The organism is Amycolatopsis sp. NPDC028719, assembly GCF_055565395.1.
This window is the reverse complement of sequence record NZ_JBVHUL010000003.1, coordinates 118,588-140,632: the sequence shown is the minus strand read 5'-3', so window position 1 is coordinate 140,632 and position 22,045 is coordinate 118,588. Positions and strand designations below refer to the sequence as shown.

Annotated in this window: 18 protein-coding genes and 1 tRNA gene; 10 read left to right on the top strand and 9 right to left on the bottom strand. The window is 67.4% G+C overall.

Going from position 1 to position 22,045, the window contains the following annotated elements:
* Positions 1 to 288: 288 nt before the first annotated feature.
* Entirely contained in the window at positions 289 to 1,986 is a 1,698-nt protein-coding gene (locus ACZ4TR_RS14395; protein WP_465287471.1) for a hypothetical protein, read from the top strand.
* Here ACZ4TR_RS14395 and ACZ4TR_RS14390 read toward each other — a convergent pair.
* Positions 1,976 to 4,027, bottom strand: coding sequence for a tetratricopeptide repeat protein (locus ACZ4TR_RS14390; protein ID WP_465287470.1), 2,052 nt, complete (start codon positions 4,025 to 4,027; stop codon positions 1,976 to 1,978). The two genes, ACZ4TR_RS14395 and ACZ4TR_RS14390, sit on opposite strands and share 11 nt — an antisense overlap.
* Positions 4,028 to 4,389: 362 nt before the next feature.
* Between ACZ4TR_RS14390 and ACZ4TR_RS14385 the strand changes: the two genes are divergently transcribed.
* Complete coding sequence (locus ACZ4TR_RS14385; protein ID WP_465287469.1) at positions 4,390 to 4,620, top strand: hypothetical protein; 231 nt, start codon at positions 4,390 to 4,392, stop codon at positions 4,618 to 4,620.
* 489 nt (positions 4,621 to 5,109) lie between these two features.
* Here the strand turns inward: ACZ4TR_RS14385 and ACZ4TR_RS14380 are convergent, their stop codons facing one another.
* A complete protein-coding gene (locus tag ACZ4TR_RS14380) occupies positions 5,110 to 5,454 on the bottom strand; it encodes a hypothetical protein (RefSeq protein WP_465287468.1) in 345 nt (114 codons plus the stop codon).
* A gap of 164 nt (positions 5,455 to 5,618) precedes the next feature.
* Here ACZ4TR_RS14380 and ACZ4TR_RS14375 point away from each other — a divergent pair, with 164 nt between their 5' ends.
* The 5 genes from ACZ4TR_RS14375 (at position 5,619) to ACZ4TR_RS14355 (ending at position 12,177) form a co-directional block, all read left to right on the top strand.
* Positions 5,619 to 6,290: a Crp/Fnr family transcriptional regulator gene (locus tag ACZ4TR_RS14375; RefSeq protein ID WP_465287467.1), complete on the top strand. Its 672-nt coding sequence runs from the start codon at positions 5,619 to 5,621 to the stop codon at positions 6,288 to 6,290.
* Between the two features lie 127 nt (positions 6,291 to 6,417).
* Positions 6,418 to 7,266 carry a hypothetical protein gene (locus tag ACZ4TR_RS14370; protein ID WP_465287466.1) on the top strand — a complete coding sequence of 283 codons (849 nt, stop codon included), beginning with the start codon at positions 6,418 to 6,420 and terminating at the stop codon, positions 7,264 to 7,266.
* Complete coding sequence (locus ACZ4TR_RS14365) at positions 7,266 to 9,305, top strand: hypothetical protein (RefSeq protein ID WP_465287465.1); 2,040 nt, start codon at positions 7,266 to 7,268, stop codon at positions 9,303 to 9,305. The genes ACZ4TR_RS14370 and ACZ4TR_RS14365 overlap by 1 nt, the downstream gene beginning before the upstream one ends.
* 137 nt (positions 9,306 to 9,442) lie before the next feature.
* On the top strand, positions 9,443 to 10,096 hold the full coding sequence (locus ACZ4TR_RS14360; RefSeq protein WP_465287464.1) for a hypothetical protein: 654 nt from the start codon (positions 9,443 to 9,445) through the stop codon (positions 10,094 to 10,096).
* The gene (locus tag ACZ4TR_RS14355; protein ID WP_465287463.1) at positions 10,093 to 12,177 is read left to right on the top strand and encodes a tetratricopeptide repeat protein; all 2,085 of its coding nucleotides are present in this window, start codon (positions 10,093 to 10,095) and stop codon (positions 12,175 to 12,177) included. Before ACZ4TR_RS14360 ends, ACZ4TR_RS14355 begins: the two co-directional genes overlap by 4 nt.
* 1,304 nt (positions 12,178 to 13,481) lie before the next feature.
* Here ACZ4TR_RS14355 and ACZ4TR_RS14350 read toward each other — a convergent pair.
* Positions 13,482 to 13,555, bottom strand: a tRNA-Leu gene (locus tag ACZ4TR_RS14350).
* 174 nt (positions 13,556 to 13,729) lie between these two features.
* On the opposite strand from ACZ4TR_RS14350, the gene ACZ4TR_RS14345 reads away from it, so the two are divergent.
* The gene (locus tag ACZ4TR_RS14345) at positions 13,730 to 14,344 is read left to right on the top strand and encodes an ANTAR domain-containing response regulator (protein WP_155546120.1); all 615 of its coding nucleotides are present in this window, start codon (positions 13,730 to 13,732) and stop codon (positions 14,342 to 14,344) included.
* Between the two features lie 33 nt (positions 14,345 to 14,377).
* Positions 14,378 to 14,899 (top strand): DUF4352 domain-containing protein, encoded by a 522-nt coding sequence (locus tag ACZ4TR_RS14340; RefSeq protein ID WP_465287462.1) that lies wholly within the window; start codon positions 14,378 to 14,380, stop codon positions 14,897 to 14,899.
* 44 nt (positions 14,900 to 14,943) lie between these two features.
* Here ACZ4TR_RS14340 and ACZ4TR_RS14335 read toward each other — a convergent pair whose 3' ends face one another.
* From ACZ4TR_RS14335 to ACZ4TR_RS14315, 5 genes are all read right to left on the bottom strand, one after another.
* Positions 14,944 to 15,657 carry an ABC transporter ATP-binding protein gene (locus tag ACZ4TR_RS14335; protein WP_465287461.1) on the bottom strand — a complete coding sequence of 238 codons (714 nt, stop codon included), beginning with the start codon at positions 15,655 to 15,657 and terminating at the stop codon, positions 14,944 to 14,946.
* The gene (locus ACZ4TR_RS14330; protein WP_465287460.1) at positions 15,647 to 16,420 is read right to left on the bottom strand and encodes an ABC transporter ATP-binding protein; all 774 of its coding nucleotides are present in this window, start codon (positions 16,418 to 16,420) and stop codon (positions 15,647 to 15,649) included. The genes ACZ4TR_RS14335 and ACZ4TR_RS14330 overlap by 11 nt, the downstream gene beginning before the upstream one ends.
* Positions 16,417 to 17,544: a branched-chain amino acid ABC transporter permease gene (locus tag ACZ4TR_RS14325; protein ID WP_465287459.1), complete on the bottom strand. Its 1,128-nt coding sequence runs from the start codon at positions 17,542 to 17,544 to the stop codon at positions 16,417 to 16,419. Before ACZ4TR_RS14325 ends, ACZ4TR_RS14330 begins: the two co-directional genes overlap by 4 nt.
* The gene (locus ACZ4TR_RS14320) at positions 17,541 to 18,512 is read right to left on the bottom strand and encodes a branched-chain amino acid ABC transporter permease (RefSeq protein ID WP_364511380.1); all 972 of its coding nucleotides are present in this window, start codon (positions 18,510 to 18,512) and stop codon (positions 17,541 to 17,543) included. The genes ACZ4TR_RS14325 and ACZ4TR_RS14320 overlap by 4 nt, the downstream gene beginning before the upstream one ends.
* A gap of 110 nt (positions 18,513 to 18,622) precedes the next feature.
* On the bottom strand, positions 18,623 to 19,777 hold the full coding sequence (locus ACZ4TR_RS14315; RefSeq protein ID WP_364511383.1) for a branched-chain amino acid ABC transporter substrate-binding protein: 1,155 nt from the start codon (positions 19,775 to 19,777) through the stop codon (positions 18,623 to 18,625).
* 557 nt (positions 19,778 to 20,334) lie between these two features.
* Between ACZ4TR_RS14315 and ACZ4TR_RS14310 the strand changes: the two genes are divergently transcribed.
* Positions 20,335 to 21,105: an alpha/beta hydrolase family protein gene (locus ACZ4TR_RS14310; protein WP_465287458.1), complete on the top strand. Its 771-nt coding sequence runs from the start codon at positions 20,335 to 20,337 to the stop codon at positions 21,103 to 21,105.
* Here the strand turns inward: ACZ4TR_RS14310 and ACZ4TR_RS14305 are convergent.
* Positions 21,071 to 22,042: a LysR family transcriptional regulator gene (locus ACZ4TR_RS14305; protein WP_465287457.1), complete on the bottom strand. Its 972-nt coding sequence runs from the start codon at positions 22,040 to 22,042 to the stop codon at positions 21,071 to 21,073. The genes ACZ4TR_RS14310 and ACZ4TR_RS14305 overlap by 35 nt on opposite strands.
* Between the last annotated feature and the right edge of the window lie 3 nt (positions 22,043 to 22,045).

Below are 22,045 nucleotides of genomic sequence, written 5' to 3'. Positions count from 1 at the left end.
ATGCGCATGTTCTAGTCTTCACCAGCAGGATTGCCGAAGGATGGGAACGGGTCTGATGAGAACCTACGTCGACGCCCCGATAGCCGCGGCGACGTTCCCCGGCTCCGTCGATAGCTGGTCGTGTGCGCCAACTCGCTGGCGGTTGTCCGATTTGCCGCGACATCATGGAGGCTGGACGGGAGGCGCGCGATCGGCGCTGGACACGGGTCTCGGTATCGGCCGACCAGCCGATACAGGGTTCTGATCAGCGAGTATGCGGTGTGGCTTGCGCGAACTCTGACGGGTAGAGTGGCCACTCTCAGTTCCAATCTGGAGGTTCGGGTGCCGCGAGCAGGGCGCGAAGCCGGGCCAACCATCGTGCCTGAGCGATCCGCGCTCGTTGTTGTCCGGAATCTGACGTCGCTGTCCCGGCTGCTCGACGTGACAACAATGCTCGAAGCCGACAGTCGGGTCGATGTCAGCTATGTGATTGATGAAGGCTCTGCCTTTGCTGTGGGCCTCGGTGCGCATCTCACTGCCGTCGGTATGCATCCGTTGACCTGGTCAGCGGCTGTCAGTCAGCACTTTGATCTGGTCCTGGCGGCGCATGTCAACACATCGCTTGCGGCTCTCGACGGGCCGCTCGTAGTCATTCCGCACGGCGCTGGGTACAACCGCTTGCTGACTGCGCGCACGAGCGACGACGTCTCGCCGGTCGGTCTGTCGCGACGCGAACTGACCTTCGAAGGCGAAGTCTTCCCGACGGTGATCGGGCTGTCCCATCCGAGGCAACTGGAGCAGCTGCGACGAACCTGTCCGGAGGCTGCAGATCGGACCCAGGTGGTCGGTGATCCGACGTGGGACCGGATCCAGGCCAACCGGCGACGGCGGGATATCTTCCGTGCGGCTCTCGGCGTGCTACCCGGTCAGCGGCTGGTGGTCGTCAGCTCTACTTGGGACGTCAATTCCCTGCTGGCCAAGCAGCAACGGCTGATCGACCGGCTGGTGGCGCATTTGCCCATCGACGAGTTTCGGGTGGCGCTCATTCTGCACCCGAACATCTGGGCGTACCACGGTCCGGCTGCCGTACGTGGCTGGCTCCGTGACGCCCTGGATGCCGGGCTACTCCTACTCCGTCCCGAAGACGGGTGGCAGGCTGCGCTCATCGCGTCCGATGTCGGCATCGGCGATCACGGCTCGGTGGCCTTCTACACGGCAGCGATGGGGCGACCTTTCCTGCAGGCTGTTGACGGACTGGACGATCTCGCCTCGGACTCGATCCTGGCGGCAATGGGACAGACGGTGGAAAAGATCGACCCCGCAGGCGACCTGCGGGCTCAGATCGAGTCGGTGTCGGTGCGCCATCATCCCGCCAGCTTTGACTCTATTGCCGATCAGATGCTCAGTCGCCAGAGCGAGGCCAGCGGGCTGCTCCGACAGATCTTCTACGAGCTGATGGCGCTGTCCGCGCCCGCCGGACCGCCACGCGTGGTGCCCATCGCGCTACCCCGCCCGATTACCGGCAACGACATCACCGCATTCCACACGTCGGTTGTCGTCGACGACTGGAAGGTGGTCATGGTCGAGCGGTTTGCCGCGGTCGTGGGAGCACATGGCCACCACAACTGGCAGCCCACTCCGCTGCTCGTCGTCGAGGACACCGAGATCGACGACGCCACGTGGGCAACGGCCGATGTCGTCGTGCGGCGCACCGAACCCCCGGATGGCGACGCACACGGATGGATTCGTGAAACGCTCACCGACAGCCGGGCCGACGTGGTGGTGATCGGTGGCAGAGATTTGTGCGTCTTGGGCCTGCGTGACGGCCGCGTGCTGGTGGCTACCGGCCCGGCGCTGATGTTGGACCCCATCGCGGTCGGTAGCGCTGTACACCGATGGGCGGCCAGCACCATGGAACCCGAGCTTACATTCAGCCTACGGATGGGGGCGGCCGGTGGCACATCGATGCCGGTCACCATCCGGCCGGTTGGCAGTCTCAGTCTGTAGCCACGTCGCCCCGGAGCTCGATGAGACGAGCCTGCGCCCGTTCTGACGTGGCCGCATCGGAGATCTGCTGCGCGGCCTCGATGAGCGACAGCAGTGCCTGCAACTCCTTGGTTGGCTGCCGGCGGGTACGCATCGTCTCGGCTGCGTCGCGCAGCATTGGTGCGGCCTTCGCCGGTTCGCCCGCGGCTACGTGCGCAGCGCCGAGCACAATCCACACTCTGGCGGCCAGATACTCGTCGTTGAGCGTTGCGAGGCCCGCCACCGCCCGGTCCAGCGCGCAGATGGCTGCCGCTGCCGCGCCCGTGTCCACCAGCGTCTCTGCCAGTTGGTAGCACTGCAGGACGACGCCTCGGGCGTCGCCGATGACCTCGTTGACCTCCAACGCCTCCCGGAAATGCTCGGCCGCTCGCTCGCCCTGTCCTTGGCGTCGGAACAACACCCCGAACGACTCCAAGACCGTGGCACGGGCCCGTAGATCGCAGCCGGATGACACATCGAGCGCGGTGGTCAGCACGGACTCGGCGATCTCGAAGTGTTTGAGTTCCAAATGTGCTCGGGCGAGTTGGTTGAGCATGCGCGCCTCTGCTGTCCGGTTGCCGCACGACTGCGCTGCGGTCACACCTAGCTCGTGTGCGTCAATCGACTCAACATAGTGCTCCCGGCTGTGGTAGGAGGCCCACAACGCTTCGCACAGTTGCCACGCGACGTCATTCCAGCCGTGAGTAGCGGCGATGCGCACCGACGCCAGCAGATTGGCCCGTTCCTGCTCGAACCAGGCCATGCCGGTCGCTGGCGTGAAAACATCGTGCCAACCGGTGAGGTCGTGCCGGGCGAGCCGCCAGCGTTGATCGCCGAGTACGGCGCGGTCGGCCGCTGCGGCCCCGAGCAGGTACCAGGTCACGATCATCCGGGGAACACCGGAGAGCCGTGGGTCGGCGGTCGCGGCGTTGCCGGCATGCAGGCGGAGGAGGTCGTGCATCCGGAACCGGTCTGGGCCCCGCGGCTGTAGCAGGTTCGCCTCGCACAGCTCGTCCAGTGCGTCGTCCAGGGTGTCCGACCGCAGACCGCTCGCCGTCTCGATTACCTCGGTGCCGAAGTCGTGCCCCGGATGCAGTCCTGCAACTAGGTACGTCCATGCCGCCGCCTCGCCGAGGGCGCTGGTGGCGGCGGTGAATACCTCGTCCAGCCTCTTGTGCCGAGGGGACAGCCGAGCCAGCAGTTCGCCATTGTCCGACAGGTAGTCGCGGAAACGTTGCAGGGTCCAACGGCGGTGACGCGCGATCAGCGCGCCGAGCACTCGTAGCGCGATGGGCAGCCCCCCACAGGGGCGGACCAGTTCGCGCACGTCGACCTCTGACAGTTGGTCATTGTCGGCGGATGGCATGTTCAACAGCAGACGTGCGCTGTCCTCGGAGCTCAGCGGCGGCACGTCGACTATTCGCGCGTCCTGTGTGACGAGGGCGGCGAGTCGGCTGGAGCTGGTGGCGATCACCGTACTGCCTGCCGAGCTCGGCAGAAACAGCTTCACGTTGTCGCCGTCGTGCACGTCGTCGAGGACCACCAGGACTCTGGTCTCGGCCGTCCGGGTTCGGAAGAGCGCAAGCAACTCCGGCAGGAAAGTCGGTGGTGCCTGGACGCCAAGGGCGCGAAGAAATGAGGCGAACACCGCGCGATGATCGAGTCCGCCGTGGTGGCGGTAGGCCGTCAAGTCGGCGTAGAGCGTGCCACCATCGAAAAGCGCCTGGTGGTCGTGCGCCCACACGATGCCCAGCGCTGACTTGCCGACGCCGCTCATGCCACTGAGCACGACGGTCAACGGCCGATTCAGCCGTCGATGGGCCGCGACCAGCTCGGAGAGCTGCGTCAACTGACGGCCGCGCCCGATGAGTCGTTCCGGAACCGGTGGCAACTGCCGGGGCACGGTTGAGGACGGTCCTGACAACAGATGGATGGCGTCGATGTGGCCGGCCTGGATAGCGTTGCCCGCCACATCGCCCAACAATCGGTTACGGGCATGCCCGTCGTTCGCAGGTTCGTCCATTCAGTGCACCCCCGAGCCGGGTGGTCGAAGGTTGATATTCGCATATCAACGGCATGGGCGGCACGCGCGCGGGTTCTGGGAGTGACGCTATCTCGGCGAACGGGGTCGTCTCGATTCCCGGCGAGGGTGGCTCCTGTCACGGATCCGGCCTCGGGAGTGGTGAAGCGGCATCAAAACGCCGCTCGCGCTGAGGCGCCGATTGCCCTTTGGGTGCTGACTTTGTGGCGATCGTCAGATCGTCCGCCGTGGCTCGCGCCCGAGCTTCCTTCAGGAGAAGTGGAGAAGGGAGGCACAGGCGCCCGACGAGCCATTTTGCCTCCTGCCCCTCCTCGGCGTCGCAGGTAAAGAAGTTGCGGCCGCCGATGTACGTGCACGACCACCACACGCCGCACTTCGTCGACGTCGGTGGCGGGTTCGACGTGATCGCCACGGCGGTCACCCGAGAGCTGGTGGCCGAAGAGCTCTCGGCGGTGCTGGCCTGGATGGCGCGCCATCGGGGCTGGGCCGTCGACTACGACGAACCCAAGTTGGGGCTGGACGTTGACACATGGCACCTCGAGACGGCGACCGACATACCGGACGGTGTCGGATGATGTCAAAAGGTTGCTTCGCCGGTCGTCCGGCGCGGTGGTCCTAGTCTGTGCTTAGGCTTGTCGGGGCTTCCGTGCGCTCCCGGGCTCCCCTCAGGCTCGCAGCTGCCGTGCAGTGCCGCCTGGTTCGAGCCCTTGTCGGCGTAACTGGGCCGGCCGGGGAGATGTGCACGGACGGCCAGCGAGCCGTGAGCAGGATGGCGTGACGCTGCTCAGCGAGTTGCCGACTCAAAGGACTGTGCTGGCGTACCAGTCCCGCTGTAGCAAGTTCCGGGTGTCCCCCTGCTGACGATCGGGACGGTCGAGCTTCTGAACGAAGCGTTGAAGCGAGGTACTCGAAATTACAGGCTGACGAGATCTTGGAGCCGCCGATTTACCTGGTCACGGTCTCGCGACCGAGCACGGAGAACTCCGAATACGACTTCGGCACGACCTGCCGTTCGGTGATCCGATGGCTCTGTGGCGAGGCAGCGGGGACATCTGCTCGAAGAATCACAAGGTGATGTTGCCGTGGACGTTGCCGGCTTGGACGACCTTGCCGCTGACGGTGCCGGTCACGTGGTTGCTCACGCTGTCGCGCAGAATTCGGCTCTCCGGAAGCTTCTGCCACTCGGCGTGCAGAGCGCGGGCGAATTCAGGGTCGTCCCCCTTGGCCTGGTGCAGCCGTTGGGCGAGTGCAATGACCGGTTGGGAGTCAGCCGGCGCGGACGATGCGGCTTCCAGCGCCGCAGCCGCCGCGGCGTCCTTGGCGAACTTGCGTTTGACCAGGTCGTACAGGCCGGTCGCGCCCTTCGTCGCCAGCGCAGCGGCAATGGACACCAAGATCGGTTCAGGCATGAACTTCAATCTATCCGCGGTGGGCGTCCGGATCCAGGACGTTCACCGTTCTAGCGGCCGCCACAGCTCTCCGGAAACCGTCTGTGGACCGCGGGGAGCGAAGAAACCGGCCGAACGAGTGATTCTTCGGGAGCCCGGCCGGAGAGCGGTTAACGTGACAGGTCGTGCTGATCGAGCAAGGACGCCAGTCATTTCGCGCGCTAGTCCCTGAACTCACGTGGTCGACCTTGTGCGACGTCGGCTTCGAACGGAGGTTCAGCAAGGGCGAGCCGATTTTGGTGCGCGGGGCACCGGCGACGTCAGTACTGCTCTTGACATCGGGGCGGGTCGAAGTGGGGTGTCACACCGAGGAGGGTGACTACCGCCTCATCGCCCTGCGCGGCGCTGGTGACGTGATCGGTGAGGTGGCGTTCGAAGTCGGCGGGTTGCGTACTGCGGACGTCTTCGCGCTGGAAACCTGCGTGGCTTTCGCGGTGCCGTCAGTGACCTTCAGGCGCATCCTCGATGAGGATGGTGTGCACCGTGAGGTCGGGCGTTACATCGCGACCAAGCTGCAACGGGCGGGTCAGGACTCGGTGGACATGCAGAGCCTGCCGCCGGTGCGGCGGATCGCGAGGTTGATGGTGCAGCTGACCGATTTGGCCGATTCCGGTCACGACCCCTGCCTGATCCCGATGTCCCAGACCCGGATCGGCTCTGTGCTGGGGCTGTCACGAAGTCTGGTAGCCGGCCTCGTCGCAGAGCTGCGCAACGAGCGTGTCTTGAGCGCTCAGCGCAGCTTGACCGTCGAGAGTTTCGACAAGCTGAGGCGCTGCGCATACCCGTCATCGAAGTGACGCACGTCATATTCGATCGTCCAGCGGTGGACAACGGAGTCGACATGGTTCGACCAGAGTTCTCCTCATGCCAGAAAACGCACTACCTTCCGCCTGCGAACTTCCGTCCTACCGAGCGGTGGTTTCGGTGGACGTCAGGAACTTCAGCGGGGTCCCACCCGCGGACCACCACGCTCTTACCGAACTGATCCCGATCATCCTGCAGCGGGCCTTCGAACGCGCAGGCCAGGCCGCGATCTGGGAAGAACGCCGGTTCCCCGCCGGACGCGGCGACGGCTTCGCCGTCGGGTTCCGTCCGGAGACCTTGCCGATCCTCGTTGGGCCGTTCCTCGACGCCCTGCAAGGCGAACTGGCTTACCACCACCAGATGCACCTCGGTCGCAACGGCGAGCCGACCCGGATGCGGGTAAGCGTCGCGGTCGGTCCGCTGACCGATTCCGACGACGCCCGGCTGGGGGATGGGTCCGGCGCGGCCATGGTCGAGAACCACCGCCTCTTGGACTGCGAGCCGGTCCGCCGGCTGCTCGAGAGCTCCGACCCCGAGGTGACTTTCGTCGCGGCGATCGTCTCGGCACGGGTCTATGAAGACGTTGTGCTCTCGGGATACGCGATCAAAGCGCCCGGCGAGTTCGTCCGAGTCCCGGTGTCCGTCAAGAGCTTCGTGGGTGAGGCCTATCTGCACGTTCCGAAACCGTCCGGGGCTCTGCTCAGCGGCGGAATGGTACTTTCGGAGGAAGGCTCGCCGGAGGAAGCGGAACCGACACCGGTCGGGCCCGGGGAAACCGATGGCGCCGTGGTGAACACGATCAACGGCGCGGTGAGCGGAAACGCGACGCAGATGCGAGATCAGCACCGGATGACCGACAAATCCCGGAATTCGGCGCAGCACACCGTCGGAGACGGGAACATTGTCACCGGTGGCAGCGTGCGCGGAGGAATCAAGCAGAACGTTCGCAAGCACTGGAAGGGTGACTGATGACTGTCTTGGACACCCTTTCGTCCCTCGCCGAGCACCCCTTGATCGACGGCGACGGCAACGTGACCGTGGACGGCGATGTCGACGGCGACATCGTCGTGAACGTGGACAAGCGGCAAGACCTGGTCCAGCTCTTCGGCGACGGCAGCGGCTATCGCGACCTCGTCGTCAGGGACGAAATCGATTTCAGTCATCTCGCCTGGCTCAAGGACCGGTTCGCCGAGCCAGCAGAGTTCGCGCAGCTCGTGGCGTCGTTGCGTGAGCACAAGATCCTCTTCATGCACGGCCGGCCACGCAGTGGCCGCTGGACAGCTGGCGTTTGCGTGCTCGCCAAGGCGTCGGGTGCCGGAGATCCGACGATCAATGTCATCGACTTCGACGAAGGAACCCAGCTCGCCCTGCGCCGGGTCGCGTCGCAGGCATACGTCCTGCTCGACCTGACCAAAGCCGGTGCCGGGGTTTTCGCCAAGGTGGAGGAGCAGCTCAGGCCCTTCCTGGTCACCATCGCGAAGGCCAAGGCCCACTTGGTCGTGCTCCTCCCCGAACCTCCGCCGCCGGGGCTGCAGGGGCTGTACCAGAACCGGCTCGAGCCGGTCACCAAGCCGGCCGCCACGGATGTTCTTCGTGCCCACCTGGTCGCTGCCGAGATACCCGCGGAGGCGGCGCTGACCGAGACCGCGTCCGTCCTCGCGGGGGCCGATCCCGCCGACGCCGCCCGGATGGCCGAACTCGTCACTCACGAATACCGGACGGCGGGTGCGGACGTGTCAGCGAGTGCCGTGGTCGCCAAGGCGGTACTCGCCTACGGCAACTGGTCGGCGGAGCTGATCTCCACCTACGACGAGGTAGACGAGCCGAGGCGACGGAGCCTGCTGCTCACCGTCGCCCTTCTCAACGGCGGTACGACGGAGATCCAGTACTGGGCGGAACGCGTCCTCCTCGCGGCCGCCGGGTATTCGGTGAGCACGGGAAAGCCGCTGGAAGGGCGCGGCTTCGCCGGACGGCTGGCCGAACTCGACGGCGTGCGCTTCGTCGACGACCGGGCGCGGTTCGACCGCCTCGACTACGACCATTCGGTTCTCCGGCACGTCTGGCGCGGGTATCCGGAACTGCGCGGCAGGCTGGTGGACTGGGTGATCGCGCTCGGGCTCGGTCAGCAGACCCGCTTGGACAGCGCCACCGTTTCCGGGATGGTGGACCGGTTCTTCGAACTCTGCGCGTCCCAGGATGTCGTCAAGTACGTCTCTCAGGTGGCGAAGCGCTGGGTGGAGTCGGGCAAGGCGACTCCGACGCGACTGGCGGTCCACCTGCTGACCGAGGGAGCCTTGGACGACCGCAGCGCCGCCGTCGTGCACCGTCAGCTCAACACGTGGGCGAGTACGGCCGAGCTCGCCCCCGAGTTGGTCGATCTGGTCCTGGCGGTGTGCCAGTCGGACTTCGGCCGCCGGTACACGGACAAGGCACTGACTCGGCTGGGCAACCTCGCCGGTCACCGTGACCGGGTGGTCAGCGACAAGGTCGTCACCGGGGTCCTCGCCCTCGTCCGCGACAACCGCGCCTTCGCGCAGGTGCTGACGAAACTGCACGAGTGGCTGCGCAGTGCCAAGGACCGGCAGCGGGCTTTCGCGGTCCGAGTCCTGCGGGAACTCGTCGTCGCCGACGCCGGCCTGCCGGAACCTGAGTTCGACCGGCCCGAGCACCACCCGGTGCTGGTCCGGGTCTGGCAGGCGCTGCTCGTCCTGGACGACCTGGCGCTCGTGCAAGACGCCATCGTGGCCTGGCTCGAGCTGGCGACCACGCCGGACCGGCAGGACCCGTTGCTGGACGTGCTCGTCGAAGCCGCCACGGCGCCCGGCGCGCCGATCGATCGGATCGGCGCGGTGAGCCGGGCCGCCGACGGGTGGCTGGGCTTCGTGCCCCGCTACTGGAAGGACACGGACGGGACGGACAACCGTGCCGAGGTGCACCACGCGCTGGCGGAAAAGATGTTGCGCCGGCATCCCTTCGCCGGCGCGGTGGTGGAGACCGAGGGAGACTGAGCGTGTGGTGGCCTCGTCGTGGCACATCGGCCGGATCAGCGCATGGCGGTGTCGGAGGCGCGCCGGACTACCGCGCTCCGCTGGCGGGTGCAGTACCCAGCAAGCTCCCTCACTTCGACTTCGAGCTGAGCTGCACCGTGGTCTGGGACACGTCGCCTGCCTGGCGGGAGAAGGCTCGTCAAGCGGTGGCCGCCCGCGCCGCGAAGCGGCTCCTCGACTACTTGCCGACCCACGCCGACCTCGCCGCGGCCCGCGTCGCGGGGGAGCTGGCGGAGCGTTGCACGCCGGGCGAGGGGGCACCCGCTCGTGTCTGGGCGGAAGATGTCGTCGTTTCCGTCGAGCCGCACCAGCTGCAGCTGGCGCATCAGCACGCCCGGCGGCTTCGCGAGCAACGGCTCCTCGATGCCGAGCACGACCGGGAAAGAACCGAGCTCAGATACCTCAGGAATACGGCGTTCGCCGATGTGGCGTCGGCGGCCCTGTGGTGGCTGCGCCGCAACGACTACGACGTCGCCCGGCTGGGCGGGGTGACCGGGGAACTCAAGAAGGTGGTGGAGATCAGCGCGAGCGGTGCGGCGCCGGTCGACGTATTGATCGATGTTTTCGACGAGCTGGCGCCGGATATCAACCGGAACGCTAGATACGAACTCCATCGGAGCCTGGCACGGATCCTCCACGGACTCGGGCAAGGCGAAAACGCGGAGCTTCTGCTGTCCCGGATCGAAGAAGCAAGCCGACAGGCTGGGATGATCGCTGTTGCCCGGAGCGAGGCTGATAGGAAGTTGTCTTGACTGAAGTTCGAAACTTCTTCGGCGGAAACGCCGACCGCGTTGTCCAGGTGGGGATCCACCACGGCGACGTGTACCTGGGAGACGGAGCGCCGCCACGCCCCTTCCAGCTGCCACCTCGGGTGCCGGCCTTCGTCGGCCGCGAGTCCGTCGTGGACCGTATCGTGGCCGTCCTCGACCCGCAGGGTGCGGAAGCGCCGGCGGTCGTCTCGGGACTGGCCGGTTGCGGCAAGACCGCGGTGGCGGTGCACGTGGCGCACCTCGCGGCCGGCCGCGGCTGGTTTCCCGGGGGAGTCTTGTTCGCCGACCTGGGAGGCTATCGTGACGATCCGCAAAAACCCGAAGGGGTTCTCGCGAGGTTCATCCACGCGCTGGGACACCCGCGGGGCCGGATCTCGGCGGATCTCGAAGAGCTGACGGTCGTGTACCGGACGTTGCTGGCGCGGCACGCCGAGGAATTCGGTCCCGCGCTGGTCCTGTTGGACAACGTTTCGTCAGCCGGAGCTGTCCGTGGCCTGCTTCCCGCTGATCCCGCCCATCGCACTTTGCTGACCAGCCGGCATCGCTTGGGTCTCCTGAACGCCGTGCACCTGGAGCTCGGTGTCATGACCGGTGCCGAAGCGGAGGAGCTGCTGGTGTCCCGAGCCGGTGCCGAGGTCGTCCGGTCCGATCCTGCCGCGACCCGGCGGGTCATCGGCTTCTGCGGGCACCTTCCCTTGGCGCTGCGCATCGTCGCTGCGTTGCTCGCGAACTGCGAAGAGGCGAGCATGCCGGAGATCGCCGAAGCCTTGAACAATGCCGAAACGCGGCTTGACGAACTGTCCTGCGAAGACGGCGCCGGCGGTGAGATCGAAGCGGTGCGGCGCGCGTTCGATTTGTCCTATTGGAGGTTGACCGAAGAGCAGCGTCGTATGTTCCGCATGCTCGCATTGGATTTCGGGTCACTGTCGAGTGTGGAAAAGGCCGCTGTCCTGGCCGACGTGGATCAGCGCGCGGCGAGGAAGGTCCTGCGCGGACTGACTTGCGCCGGACTCCTGGACCCGGCGGACCGACGTGGGCGGTACCGCTTCCACGACCTGGTTCACCTCTACGCGACTGAGCGTGCTGAAGAGATGTCCGAAGAGGTGCGGGATGCCGCGCGCGAGAGGTTGCTGGTCTGTCAAGAGCGAACCGGCCGGTCCGCCATGGCGTTGATCGGCGGGTTGCCGGATGAAGGTCAATGGTTCGCCAGTGTGCAGGAGGCCCTGGCCTGGTGCGAGGCCGAGCAGACCGGAGTGGCTCAAGCCCTCCGATGGGCGCACGACAAGCGCCATTACCGCAAGGCCACTGTCTTGGGCGTCGTCTTCGGCACCTACTGCGAGCACCAGGGGCGTCTTGAGGAGTCCCTGGATTTCTTAACGACAAGTCTCACGATGGCCGAGCGGTCGGGCGAGCGCACGGGTATGCAGACCGTGGAAGCTGGGGTTGCCGGACTGCTAAGCCAGCTGGGAAGGCCGGAAGAAGCGGCCCGGTACACCAGACAGGCCGGTCGATCCGCCCGAGCGGTCTCGGATCGGACTACGGCGTTGAACGCACTGATCGGGGAGGGTTACGCCGCCGCTGCGGCGGGGGACAAGCGCAGAGCGATGCTGGTGTGGGGAGACGCCATGTTCAAAGCCGCGGCAGCGGGGGACAAGGAGACCCAGTCGGTCATCCTGGCGGCGCTGGGAGAACAGCTGAAGTCCGAGGGGAAATTCGCTGGCGCCATCAAGACCTTCGAAGGTGCCCTTGCCATCTCGGGAGAGCGGAAGGGTCGAGGGATTGCGAGTATTGAGTGCACGCTGGGGACCACGCACCTGCTCGCCGGCAATCCGGACAAGGGCGTGCATTACCTCCGGCAGGCGATCGCGCACAGCGCCGATGCCGGTCACGCCAAGAGCGAGATTCGGGCCCGGATGGTGCTGATCGAAGCGCACGTGCAGCGGAAGGAGTTCGCGGCCGCACGCTCCGAAACGCTGAAGGCGGTCGAATTGGCGGTACAGCTGGGCGATGACGATCTCGTGGCCGTTCTGAAATCGCGACTCGATGGTGCTCCGCTGGGCTGAAGGCGGCCGGCGGACCTGCCGTACAGTATCGCGGAGTTGCTCGCCGAGGCGCGTCGGAAACCCGTGGTGTCCGCCGGCACGTCCGTAGAGACCGGACCCGGCCAGCCGGGTGCTGCTCGACCAGGCGAGTCTGTTCCAGGTCGCGCAAGATGCTCCGGGTCCCCCGGCCGGCCAGGCTCGCCGCGGCTGGCATGCGACTGGCCCAGCAGGACAAGGCCGGGCGCGCCTACTACTCCAGCCGCACTTCGTAGTGCGTCGTACCGAAATCCTGGACCGCCGATCGGGATCGCTGCTGCGAGGCCGCGATTCTGATGAGGTTGAGTCGCGACCAAGGCCGTGCTCGCACAGCGGATGCTCATCCGCGCCATGGACGTCGGCGTACCCGCGACCTCGGTCACCGCCGATGAAGCCTATAGGGGTCACTCGGATTCCGTCGCTGGCTGGGAGAGTCGCTGTCTCGAGCTGGGTCATCAGCGCCGAGGCGACTGTCACTGGCCGCCGAGCAAGGGCGGCTGCCGCGTGTGACGTAGGGACCGATTACTTGGGGTGAGGACGGCAACTGGCCGCGGACCTCTGAGTCGCTGGCGTTCACCGCGGACCGAGACGAAGTCGCGGGTCCGCAGTCGGCGTGTCGTCGAGGAGCAGGCCGGCGGCCTCGGCGTCGGCCAGTGCGTCGTCCTCCGCGCGGGGCTTGACACCTTCGCCCAGCGTGATCGACTGGGGGCGAACTGGTCGTCGACCTCGATCGCGAGCTCGGCCTCGACCTGCTGATCTCACCGTTGCTGACGCGGTGGACGATCGGGCCGGTGACGATGTCGCCTAGCGAAGCTGGAATTGGAAGCCGGCCGGAGACGAAGAGGTCGACCGGCGCTGGCGGCCACGCGCCCGAAGCGTGACGTCGAACGCCGAGCAGGGTGACCGCTCTCACGGCCGTGTTGCGGCGCTTCGAGCGATCACCGCCTGAGCTGGATCGGCCCACCCCTGACCACCGTGGTGCTGGTGGTGACGCTGCACCGCCCGTCGCAGCTGGGGGCGGGCGCATCGCCAGCGGCGGCAGACCGCAGCCAGAGCCAGCCTGTGCGTCCCGGGCCTTACGGCCCGGTCAATGTTGGGGCAGAGGTTCTTGTCGCAGAAACCGGTGATCGTGGTCGGGAATGGTGAGATGGCCGCAGACAGGGATCTTTTTCCGGTCTTTGCCAGTCGTACCCCTGAGAGATTCGAACTCACACGCCGTGACCTGCGTAAACGCTGGCTGCCAGGCAGCAGCGTTCGCTTGTATAGGACTCTGACCTGGGATTTCCTCGTGCCCCCGGTGAGATTCGAACTCACACTGGACGGGTTTTGAATCCGTTGCCTCTGCCAGTTGGGCTACGGGGGCGTGACGCAGTGACTCTACGGGATCACCGCACCCGGCGAGTGACCGGGGCGGCGAGTGTCGCGCCCGCCACTTCGTGGTGAACGCCATCTCTTCTTCTGGATCGTTCCCGGTAGGCTTCAGGTTCGCGGGAAGCCGCGAAGACCCACGTCCCGCCGAGTCTTCAGGAGGACCCCGGTGACCGATCAGGCTACCGAGGCCAACGGTGCCGCCACCGTGCCGCAGCGTCGGGTGCTCGTCGCGGAAGACGAGGCGCTCATCCGGCTGGACCTCGTCGAAATGCTGCGCGAAGAGGGCTATGAGGTCGTCGGGGAGGCCGGGGATGGCGAGCAGGCCATCTCCCTCGCCACCGACCTCAAGCCCGACCTCGTGATCCTCGACGTCAAGATGCCCAAGCTGGACGGGATCGAAGCCGCGGCCAAGATCACCGGTGACCGGATCGCGCCCGTCGTCATCCTCACCGCCTTCAGCCAGCGTGACCTCGTCGAACGCGCTCGTGACGCCGGCACCATGGCCTACCTCGTCAAACCCTTCGCCAAGCGGGACCTCGTGCCCGCCATCGAGCTCGCCGTCAGCCGGTTCTCCGAGCTGCAGGCCCTCGAGGCCGAGGTCGCCGGGCTCACCGACCGGCTCGAGACGCGGAAGGTCATCGACCGCGCCAAGGGCCTGCTCATGAGCCGTCAGGGCCTCACCGAGCCGGATGCCTTCCGCTGGATCCAGCGCACCGCCATGGACCGCCGGACGACCATGAAGGCCGTCGCGGAGGCCGTCGTCGAAAGCATCGGCACCTAGCCGGGAACGGCGGCCGGCGGCAGAATCACCCAGGTGAAACTGCTGCCGGCCGTCGTCGCCCTCATGCTGCTGACGGGGTGCGAAGCAGCCCCGAGCACACCCGCGCCGACCACCTACGAACTGCCGCCACGTCAGGTCCGCCCTGACGAGACCGCCCTCAAGGTGCCACCCGCGAAGAACGGCGACACCGAGTTCACCCTGCTCGGCCTCGCCGCGGGCCTGCCCAGCATCACCGGCAGCCATACCGAAATGCCCGCCAAGGGCCAGTTCGTGCGCCTGCGGCTAGTGATCACCAACACCGGCACCTCGAGCGTCCTGTTCGACCCGAAGCGCCAGCTGCTCGTCGACGACCAGGGCGCCACCCACCCGCCGGACGAGCAGGCCATGCTGATCAAGCGCCAGCCCGCGCAGTTCGACCTCGGGCACAGCGTGCGCGTGGAGTTCGACCTCTACTGGGACATCCCCAAGGACCGGAAGCCGGTCGCGGTCAGGGCTTTCGGCGGGCCCACGATCAGCGACATGAAGAACGTCGAAGGCACCGACATCAAGCTGTGAGAAAGGGGGCCCGGCGCGAAGCCGGACCCCCTGGAGAAACGATCTCAGACGCCGAGGTCGCCACCGAGGTAGGCGGCCCGGACCTTCGGGTCGTTCAGCAGCTCGGCCCCGGGCGCGCTCTTGACCACGCGGCCCGTTTCGAGCACGTACGCCCGGTCCGACAGCTTCAGCGCCTGCTGGGCGTTCTGCTCCACCAGCAGCACCGTCGTCCCGCGCTTGTTGATCTCGCGGATGATGTCGAAGATCTGCGCGATCAGCATCGGCGCCAGGCCCATCGACGGCTCGTCGAGCAGCAGCACCTTCGGCTTCGTCATCAGCGCGCGGCCGATGGCGATCATCTGCTGCTCGCCGCCCGACATCGTGCCGCCGAACTGCGTCTTCCGCTCGTCGAGCCGCGGGAACAGCTCGTAGACCTCTTCGAGGTCGGCTTGGAGGTCGTCCTTGCGGGTGTAGGCACCCATCAGGAGGTTCTCCTGCACCGTCATGCCGGGGAACACGCCCCGGCCTTCCGGCGACTGGCCGATCCCGAGCAGCACGCGCTTGTGCCCCGGGGTCTTCGAGATGTCCTGGCCGTTGAACAGGATCCGGCCGCTGGTGAGCGGCCGCAGCCCCGAGATCGTCTTGAGCGTAGTGGTCTTGCCGGCGCCGTTGGCCCCGATGAGGGAGACGATCTCACCCTCGTCGACCTGGATGCTCATGCCCTTGAGGGCCGCGATCTTGCCGTAGTGGACGTTGATGTCCTCGACCTCAAGAAGCATCTTCGGACACCCCCAAGTACGCCTCGATCACCTTCTGGTTGTTCTGCACCTCGTGCGGCAGCCCTTCTGCGATCTTCTGCCCGAAGTCGAGCACCGCGAGCCGGTCGCTGATGTGCATGACCAGGCCCATGTCGTGCTCGATGAGCAGCACCGTGCGGCCGTCGTCCCGGATCTTGCGGATCAGCGCCTGCAGGCCGTTCTTCTCCGCCGGGTTCATGCCCGCGGCCGGTTCGTCGAGCAGCAGCAGCTTCGGGTCCGTGGCCAGCGCCCGCGCGATCTCCAGCCGGCGCTGGTCGCCGTAGGAGAGGTTCTTCGCCACGTTGTCCTCGACCCGGCCGATGCCGACGAAGTCGAGCAGCTCGCGAGCCCGCTCACGGCCGTGCTTCTCTTCCTTGCGGTGCCAAGGCAGGCCGAGCGTCGCGCCGATCGCACCTGTCTTGTGATGCGCGTCGACCCCCACCATGACGTTCTCGAGCGCCGTCATGTTGTGGAACAGCCGGATGTTCTGGAACGTCCGGGCGATGCCGCGCTTGGTGACCTTGAACCGCTTCATGCCGTCGATGCGGTCGCCGTCGAAGCGGACCTCGCCTTCGGTCGGCTGGTAGACGCCGGTGACCACGTTGAACACCGTGGTCTTGCCCGCGCCGTTCGGGCCGATCAGGGCGAAGATCTCGCCTTCGTTGATGCTGAGGTTGACCTCGCGCAACGCCGTGACGCCGCCGAAGCGCATGGTCACGTTGTCGAATTCGAGCAGCGTGCTCACTTCGTCACCTCCGCCGAAGCCTCGGAGTCGGGACCGGCCACTTCCGCGCCCATGGCGCCCATGCCACCGGTTCCTTCCCGTAGTTCGGCCTTGCGCTGCCGCGACGGCAGCAGGCCTTCCGGCCGCAGCGCCATCATCAGCACCAGCACGGCGCCGAAAATGAGGACGCGGTAGTCGTTGAACTGACGGAACCGCTCCGGCAGCCAGGCGATCACGAACGCGCCGAGGATGACGCCGGGGAGGTTGCCCGAGCCGCCCAGCACGACCGCGGCCAGGATGGTCGCGGACAGGATGAACGGGAAGTTGTTCGGCTCGATGAACACGGCCTTGCTCGCGTAGATCGTGCCGGCGAACCCGCCGATCATGGCGCCGATGGCGAAGGCGAGCAGCTTGAACTTGAACGTCGGCACGCCCATCAGCTCGGCCGCGTCCTCGTCCTCGCGGATCGCCGCCCACGCGCGCCCGACCCGGCTCTTGGTGAGCCGCACCGAGAAGACGATGACCAGCACGATCGCGACGACCATCATGTAGTAGTACGGCGCCGGGTCGAGGAAGAACTCCATGCCGAAGATCGGCTCCGGGTGCGGGACGTTCGTGATGCCGCGGGCGCCACCGATGGCGTCGGTGTTGTTCGCGGTGATCCGGACGATCTCGCCGAAGCCCAGCGTCACGATCGCGAGATAGTCACCCCGTAGCCGCAGCGTCGGCGCGCCGAGGATGACCCCGGAGACCGATGCCAGGAAGATGCCGAGCACCACCGTCGGCCAGTACGACCAGCCGTACGACGTGCCGATCGACGCCCAGGTGTAGGCGCCGATCGCGAAGAACGCGACGAAGCCGAGGTCCAGCAGGCCGGCGTGGCCGACCACGATGTTGAGGCCCACGGCCAGCAGGATGTACGTGCCGACCGGGAAGATCAGCACCGTCGTCCAGTCCGAATACGGGGACATGAACGAGCCGATCCAGGGTGCGGGCAGGATCAGGACCAGGACGATCAGGGCGAGGTAGACGCCGTAGCGCTGCCACTGCGGCGCGTCGGCCCACCAGTCGCGCATCCCGTCGATGGGGTGAAAACCCTTGCGCGCCGGGGTTTCGTTGTTGTCAGACACTCCGTCGCCTTTCATGCGCGTGCCCGCTGCAGGGATTCACCGAGGATGCCGGTGGGCCGGAGCATGAGCACGAGGACGAGGACCACGAACGCGGTGACGTCCTTCCACTCGGAGCCGAGGAAGATCGAGCTCCAGTTCTCGACCAGGCCCAGGACGATGCCGCCGAGGAGGGCGCCGCGCAGGTTGCCGATGCCGCCGAGCACGGCCGCGGTGAACGCCTTGATGCCGAGCAGGAAGCCGACCCGGTAGTCGGTGTTTTCGTATTCCATGACGTAGAGCGCCGCGGCGACGCCGGCCATCGCCCCGCCGAGCAGGAACGTGATCCGGACGATGCGGTCGATGCTGACGCCCATGAGCACGGCGGCTTCGGGGTCCTGGGCGGTCGCCCGGATACCGCGGCCGATGCGCGTGCGGCTGACCAGCTGGTCGAGCACGACCATCACGATGACCGCGGCCGCGATGACGAAGACGTGGTCGGTGCGCACGACGCCGTTGCCGATCCGGAACAGCTCCTCGTGCGGCACGAACCGGGGGGCGTTCTGCTGGACCTTGCCCGCCTTGTCCGACAGGGCGGGGATGATCGCGAGGCCGAACAGCTCCTGCAGGAACAGGGAGGCGCCGATGGCCGAGATCAGGGCGGCGAGCCGGGTCGCGCCCTTCTTGCGCAGCGGCCGGTAGGCCAGCTGCTCCAGCACGATGGCCGAGCCGCCCGACGTGATCGCGGAGGCCACCGCGATGAGCAGCAGGATGCCGATCATCCCGAGCACGCCGACGGTGATCGGGGCGGTGCCACCGGCGATGCCGATGAGGATGAACAGGGACGTCATCGTCCCGATCATGAAGATTTCCGAGTGCGCGAAGTTGATGAGCCTCAGCACGCCGTAGACCATCGTGTAGCCGAGGGCGATGAGGGCGTAGATGGAGCCGGCTACCAGGCCGCCGATGGTGCTGCCCAGAAACTGGCTCTGCAGATCTTGGAACATGACGTAGTTGCCTTACCTGACGGGGCGAGGATGGTCGCCACATTGGCGGGGAGCGGGGGTGCTGTGTCCGAGCACAGCGCCCCCGCTCCCGTTAGGTGGTTCTAGCTCCGTCAGCCGGCGATCTTGGCTTCGGTCGAGGCGCCGAGGTTCTTGATGACCCCGCCGACGACCTGGTAGACGTAGATCGCGTTCGTCTGCGGCTCGCCGTTGTCCTTGAACTTGATCTGCTTCGACGCGCCCTTGAAGTCCTCGGTCTTGAGGAACTCGTTGATCTTCTCGCCGGTGGTGTTGCCCGCCTTGACCGCGTTGATGATGGCGGTCGCGGCGTCGTAGCCCTCGGTCGCGTAGATCGCCGGGGCGACGTTGAACTTGGCCTTGTACTTGGTGGCGAAGTCGTTGGTCGCGCCCGCGTCCGGGATGTTGCACGGGCAGCCGACGACGGCACCTTCGGCGGCCGCGGCACCCGCACCGGAGACCAGCTGCGGGTCGAGCGAACCGTCACCGGTGGCGAAGGTGGCCTTCACGCCACCGTCGCGGAGCTGCTTGAGCAGCCGGCCGGCCTGGGCGTAGTAACCGCCGTAGGCGATGACGTCCGGGTTGGCGGCCTTGACCTTCTGGACGGTCGAGGAGTAGTCCGAGGCGTCCTTGGCGAACTTGTCGCGCTCGGTCGTGATGCCCTTGTCCTTGAAGGTCTTCTCGAACGCGTCGGCCAGGCCGACGCTGTACTCCTGGTCGTCCGAGATGACGTAGGCGTTCTTCGGCGACTTCGCCGTGATGAGGAAGTTCGCGATGCCGGGGCCCTGGTCGTTGTCGTTCGCGACGACGCGGTGCCAGTACTTCCAGCCGTTCGCGGCCAGGCCCGGGTTGGTCGCCGACGGCGACACGCTCGGGATCTTGCCCTGCTCGAGGACACCGCCGACGGCCTTCGACTCACCCGAGAAGGCCGGGCCGATCAGGGCGGTGATCTTGTCCGTCCCGATCGCGGTCTGCACCAGCGAGGTGGCCTGCTCCGGCTTGCCCTGGCTGTCGTAGTTCTTCAGCTCGAGCTTCACCGAAGGATTCGTGGCGTTGTACTCGTCGATGGCGAGCTTGGCGCCGTTGTTGGGCGGAATCACGATCCCGGAGTTCTCCCCGGTCAGGTCGCCCATGAACCCGATCTTCAGCGTGCTGCCGTCACCGCTGCCCGACGAGCTGCTGCCGCCGGCGCAGCCCGCCAGCGCAAGCGACGTCGCCGCCGCGAGGGCGAGAACCCGTCCAAAACGCACTCCTGACACCGACTACCTCCCATGACCAACCAGCCGCCGGTAGGCGTTGCCCCCGACACAGGGGCTAGGTTAGGGCAGGAAGATATCCCTCTCGCCCGTCGTGTGCACAGGCGGCCTCACTACTCTGTGTCCACATCGTGACGATCGCAACCGACACGAATTGCACGAAAAGGCGAATGGCGTGGCGTTACAGCCCGCCGCTGGTCACGCAGCGCTGCTAAGTATCGGCGCCTGATGTGCGAATGGATGACAGGCGTGTTTCCGCGGTATGTCATCGCCCATTTCGGCGGGCGGTGCGTGGCCGCTTTCCCGGCGATCCGCTGTTCACCCTCGCGGGGGCTCCGCGGGCCGGACACCGCCGTAGGGATGCACCTTACGTCCGGTTCGGGCGGCCGAACGGACCCCCGCTCACCGGGACCGCCCACCTCTGCCCGAACGGCCGCCCCTGCGGGCACCGGGGCCACAACCACCGGTTGTCGTGGGTGCCGGACCGGCTGTTGGACCCGCCCCGCCCGCCGGCGGTTGGCTGGAGGCAGCCGAGAGACAGGGAGACGGAAATGGGCGAGCTGATCGAGGGTGCGGCGGCGGGCGTGCCGTTCGTGGCGGTGCCGCCGGTCGACCCCGGCGCGCCGGCGGCGCTGGTGGCGGGCTGGCACCTGATGGACGCGCCTGCCGGTGAGCGGGCGATGGCGGAGGCCGTCCCGATGGCGGGTCTCCAGGCGTGGCGGGTCTACTTCGGGCTCCCGCTCTCCGGGGCGCGGCTGCCCGAAGGCGGCTACGACGAGGTGTTCCGGCGGGCGAGCGAAGACGCCGTGCTCAACGTGTTCCAGCCGGTGACCGAGCAGGCGGCGGGCGAGTTCCCGGCGGCGCTGGCCGAACTGCGCGACCGGCTGCCCGGCGCGACGGGGCCGCTCGGCGTGTTCGGCGGCTCGGCCGGGGCCATCGTGGCGCTGGAGGTCTTGGCGCGCGGGGACGCCGAGATCGCCGCCGCCGCGGTCGCCAGCCCGGTCGTCCAGCTCGCGCCGGTGATCGCCGCCAACGAGCGGCGGTTCGGCGTGACCTACTCGTGGACCGAGCGGTCCCGCGCGGTCGCGGCGCGCTACGACTACGTGGACCGGGCCGCCGAGCTGACCGCGCCGCTGCTGCTGGTCGCCGGGGCGGACGACGACATCGCCGTGCGCGAGCCCGCCGAGGCCCTGCGCGCGAAGCTGGGGACCGAGCTGCTGACGGTGGACGGGATGGCGCACGAGTTCCCGCCGGGCACTCCGGGAGCGGCCGGGGTCGACGCGGCGTTCAGCGAGTGGTTCGCGCGGCGGTTGCGAGCTTGAGGTCGTCCGCCGGCAGCCAGGCGTGCTCCGGGTCGTAGGCGCACCAGTCCTCTTCGCGGCTGGTGCGCCCGGCCAGGGCCAGGAGCCGCCGCAGCGCCGGGTGCGCCTTCCCGCGCCGCCAGACCAGCGACCACGGGAACAGCGGCGACGGCTCGAACGGCAGCACCTTCAGGTCGAGGTCGGGCGCGAGCTCCATGTCGGCCCCGGCGAGGGTGACGCGCCGCTTGCCGTAGCGCGTCTGCTCGAGCGTGTGCCGCAGGTCGTAGCTGACGCCGGAGTCGTCGATCGGCACGTCGAACTGCTCGCACATCGCCCGCAGGTAGGACAGCCATTCGGCGGCTCCGCCGGACCCGGGCAGCCAGATGCCCTCGGCGCGCAGCTCATCGAACCGGAGGACGTCCTGCTGGGCCAGGGGGTGCTCCGGGGCGAGCAGCGCGACCAGGGGTTCGAGCCGGAGCGGGCGGTGCTCCAGCTCGTCGGGCAGCGGCCCGCCGAAGCCGGTGACGCGGCCGATGGCGGCGTCGAGCCGGCCGGCCAGCAGCGGTTCGACGGCGTTCGCGAACCCGGCGCCGGCGACCCGGTCGATCCGCAGCGCCGGCTCCCGCTCGGCGAGCCGGCGCAGCAGGAACATCGGGGAGAGCCGGAAGTCGACGACGTCGAGGCGCAGCGGCCGGTCCTCGGCGCCCATGGCGGCGACCGCCGCGTCGGCCACCCGCACCAGCTCGCGCGCGTGCGGGAGGAAGCGTTCGCCGTCGGCGGTGAGCTCGACCGAACGGTTGGTGCGCAGGAACAACGGCGTGGCGAGGGTGTCCTCGAGCTTCCGGATCCGCTTCGACAACGCCTGCTGGGTGAGGAACAGCGCCTGGGCCGCGCGCCCGAAGTGACGCTGTTCCGCGGTCACGACGAACGCCCGCACCTGGGCGAGGTCGAGGTCCACGGC

Excerpts from the sequence above, each read along its gene's own strand:
- ACZ4TR_RS14335 (WP_465287461.1), bottom strand. The coding sequence starts at position 15,657 with ATGCTTCTTGAGGTCGAGGACATCAACGTCCACTACGGCAAGATCGCG.
- ACZ4TR_RS14380 (WP_465287468.1), bottom strand. The coding sequence starts at position 5,454 with ATGCCTGAACCGATCTTGGTGTCCATTGCCGCTGCGCTGGCGACGAAG.
- ACZ4TR_RS14320 (WP_364511380.1), bottom strand. The coding sequence starts at position 18,512 with ATGTTCCAAGATCTGCAGAGCCAGTTTCTGGGCAGCACCATCGGCGGC.
- ACZ4TR_RS14365 (WP_465287465.1), top strand. The coding sequence starts at position 7,266 with ATGACTGTCTTGGACACCCTTTCGTCCCTCGCCGAGCACCCCTTGATC.
- ACZ4TR_RS14390 (WP_465287470.1), bottom strand. The coding sequence starts at position 4,027 with ATGGACGAACCTGCGAACGACGGGCATGCCCGTAACCGATTGTTGGGC.
- ACZ4TR_RS14325 (WP_465287459.1), bottom strand. The coding sequence starts at position 17,544 with ATGAAAGGCGACGGAGTGTCTGACAACAACGAAACCCCGGCGCGCAAG.
- ACZ4TR_RS14310 (WP_465287458.1), top strand. The coding sequence starts at position 20,335 with ATGGGCGAGCTGATCGAGGGTGCGGCGGCGGGCGTGCCGTTCGTGGCG.
- ACZ4TR_RS14385 (WP_465287469.1), top strand. The coding sequence starts at position 4,390 with ATGTACGTGCACGACCACCACACGCCGCACTTCGTCGACGTCGGTGGC.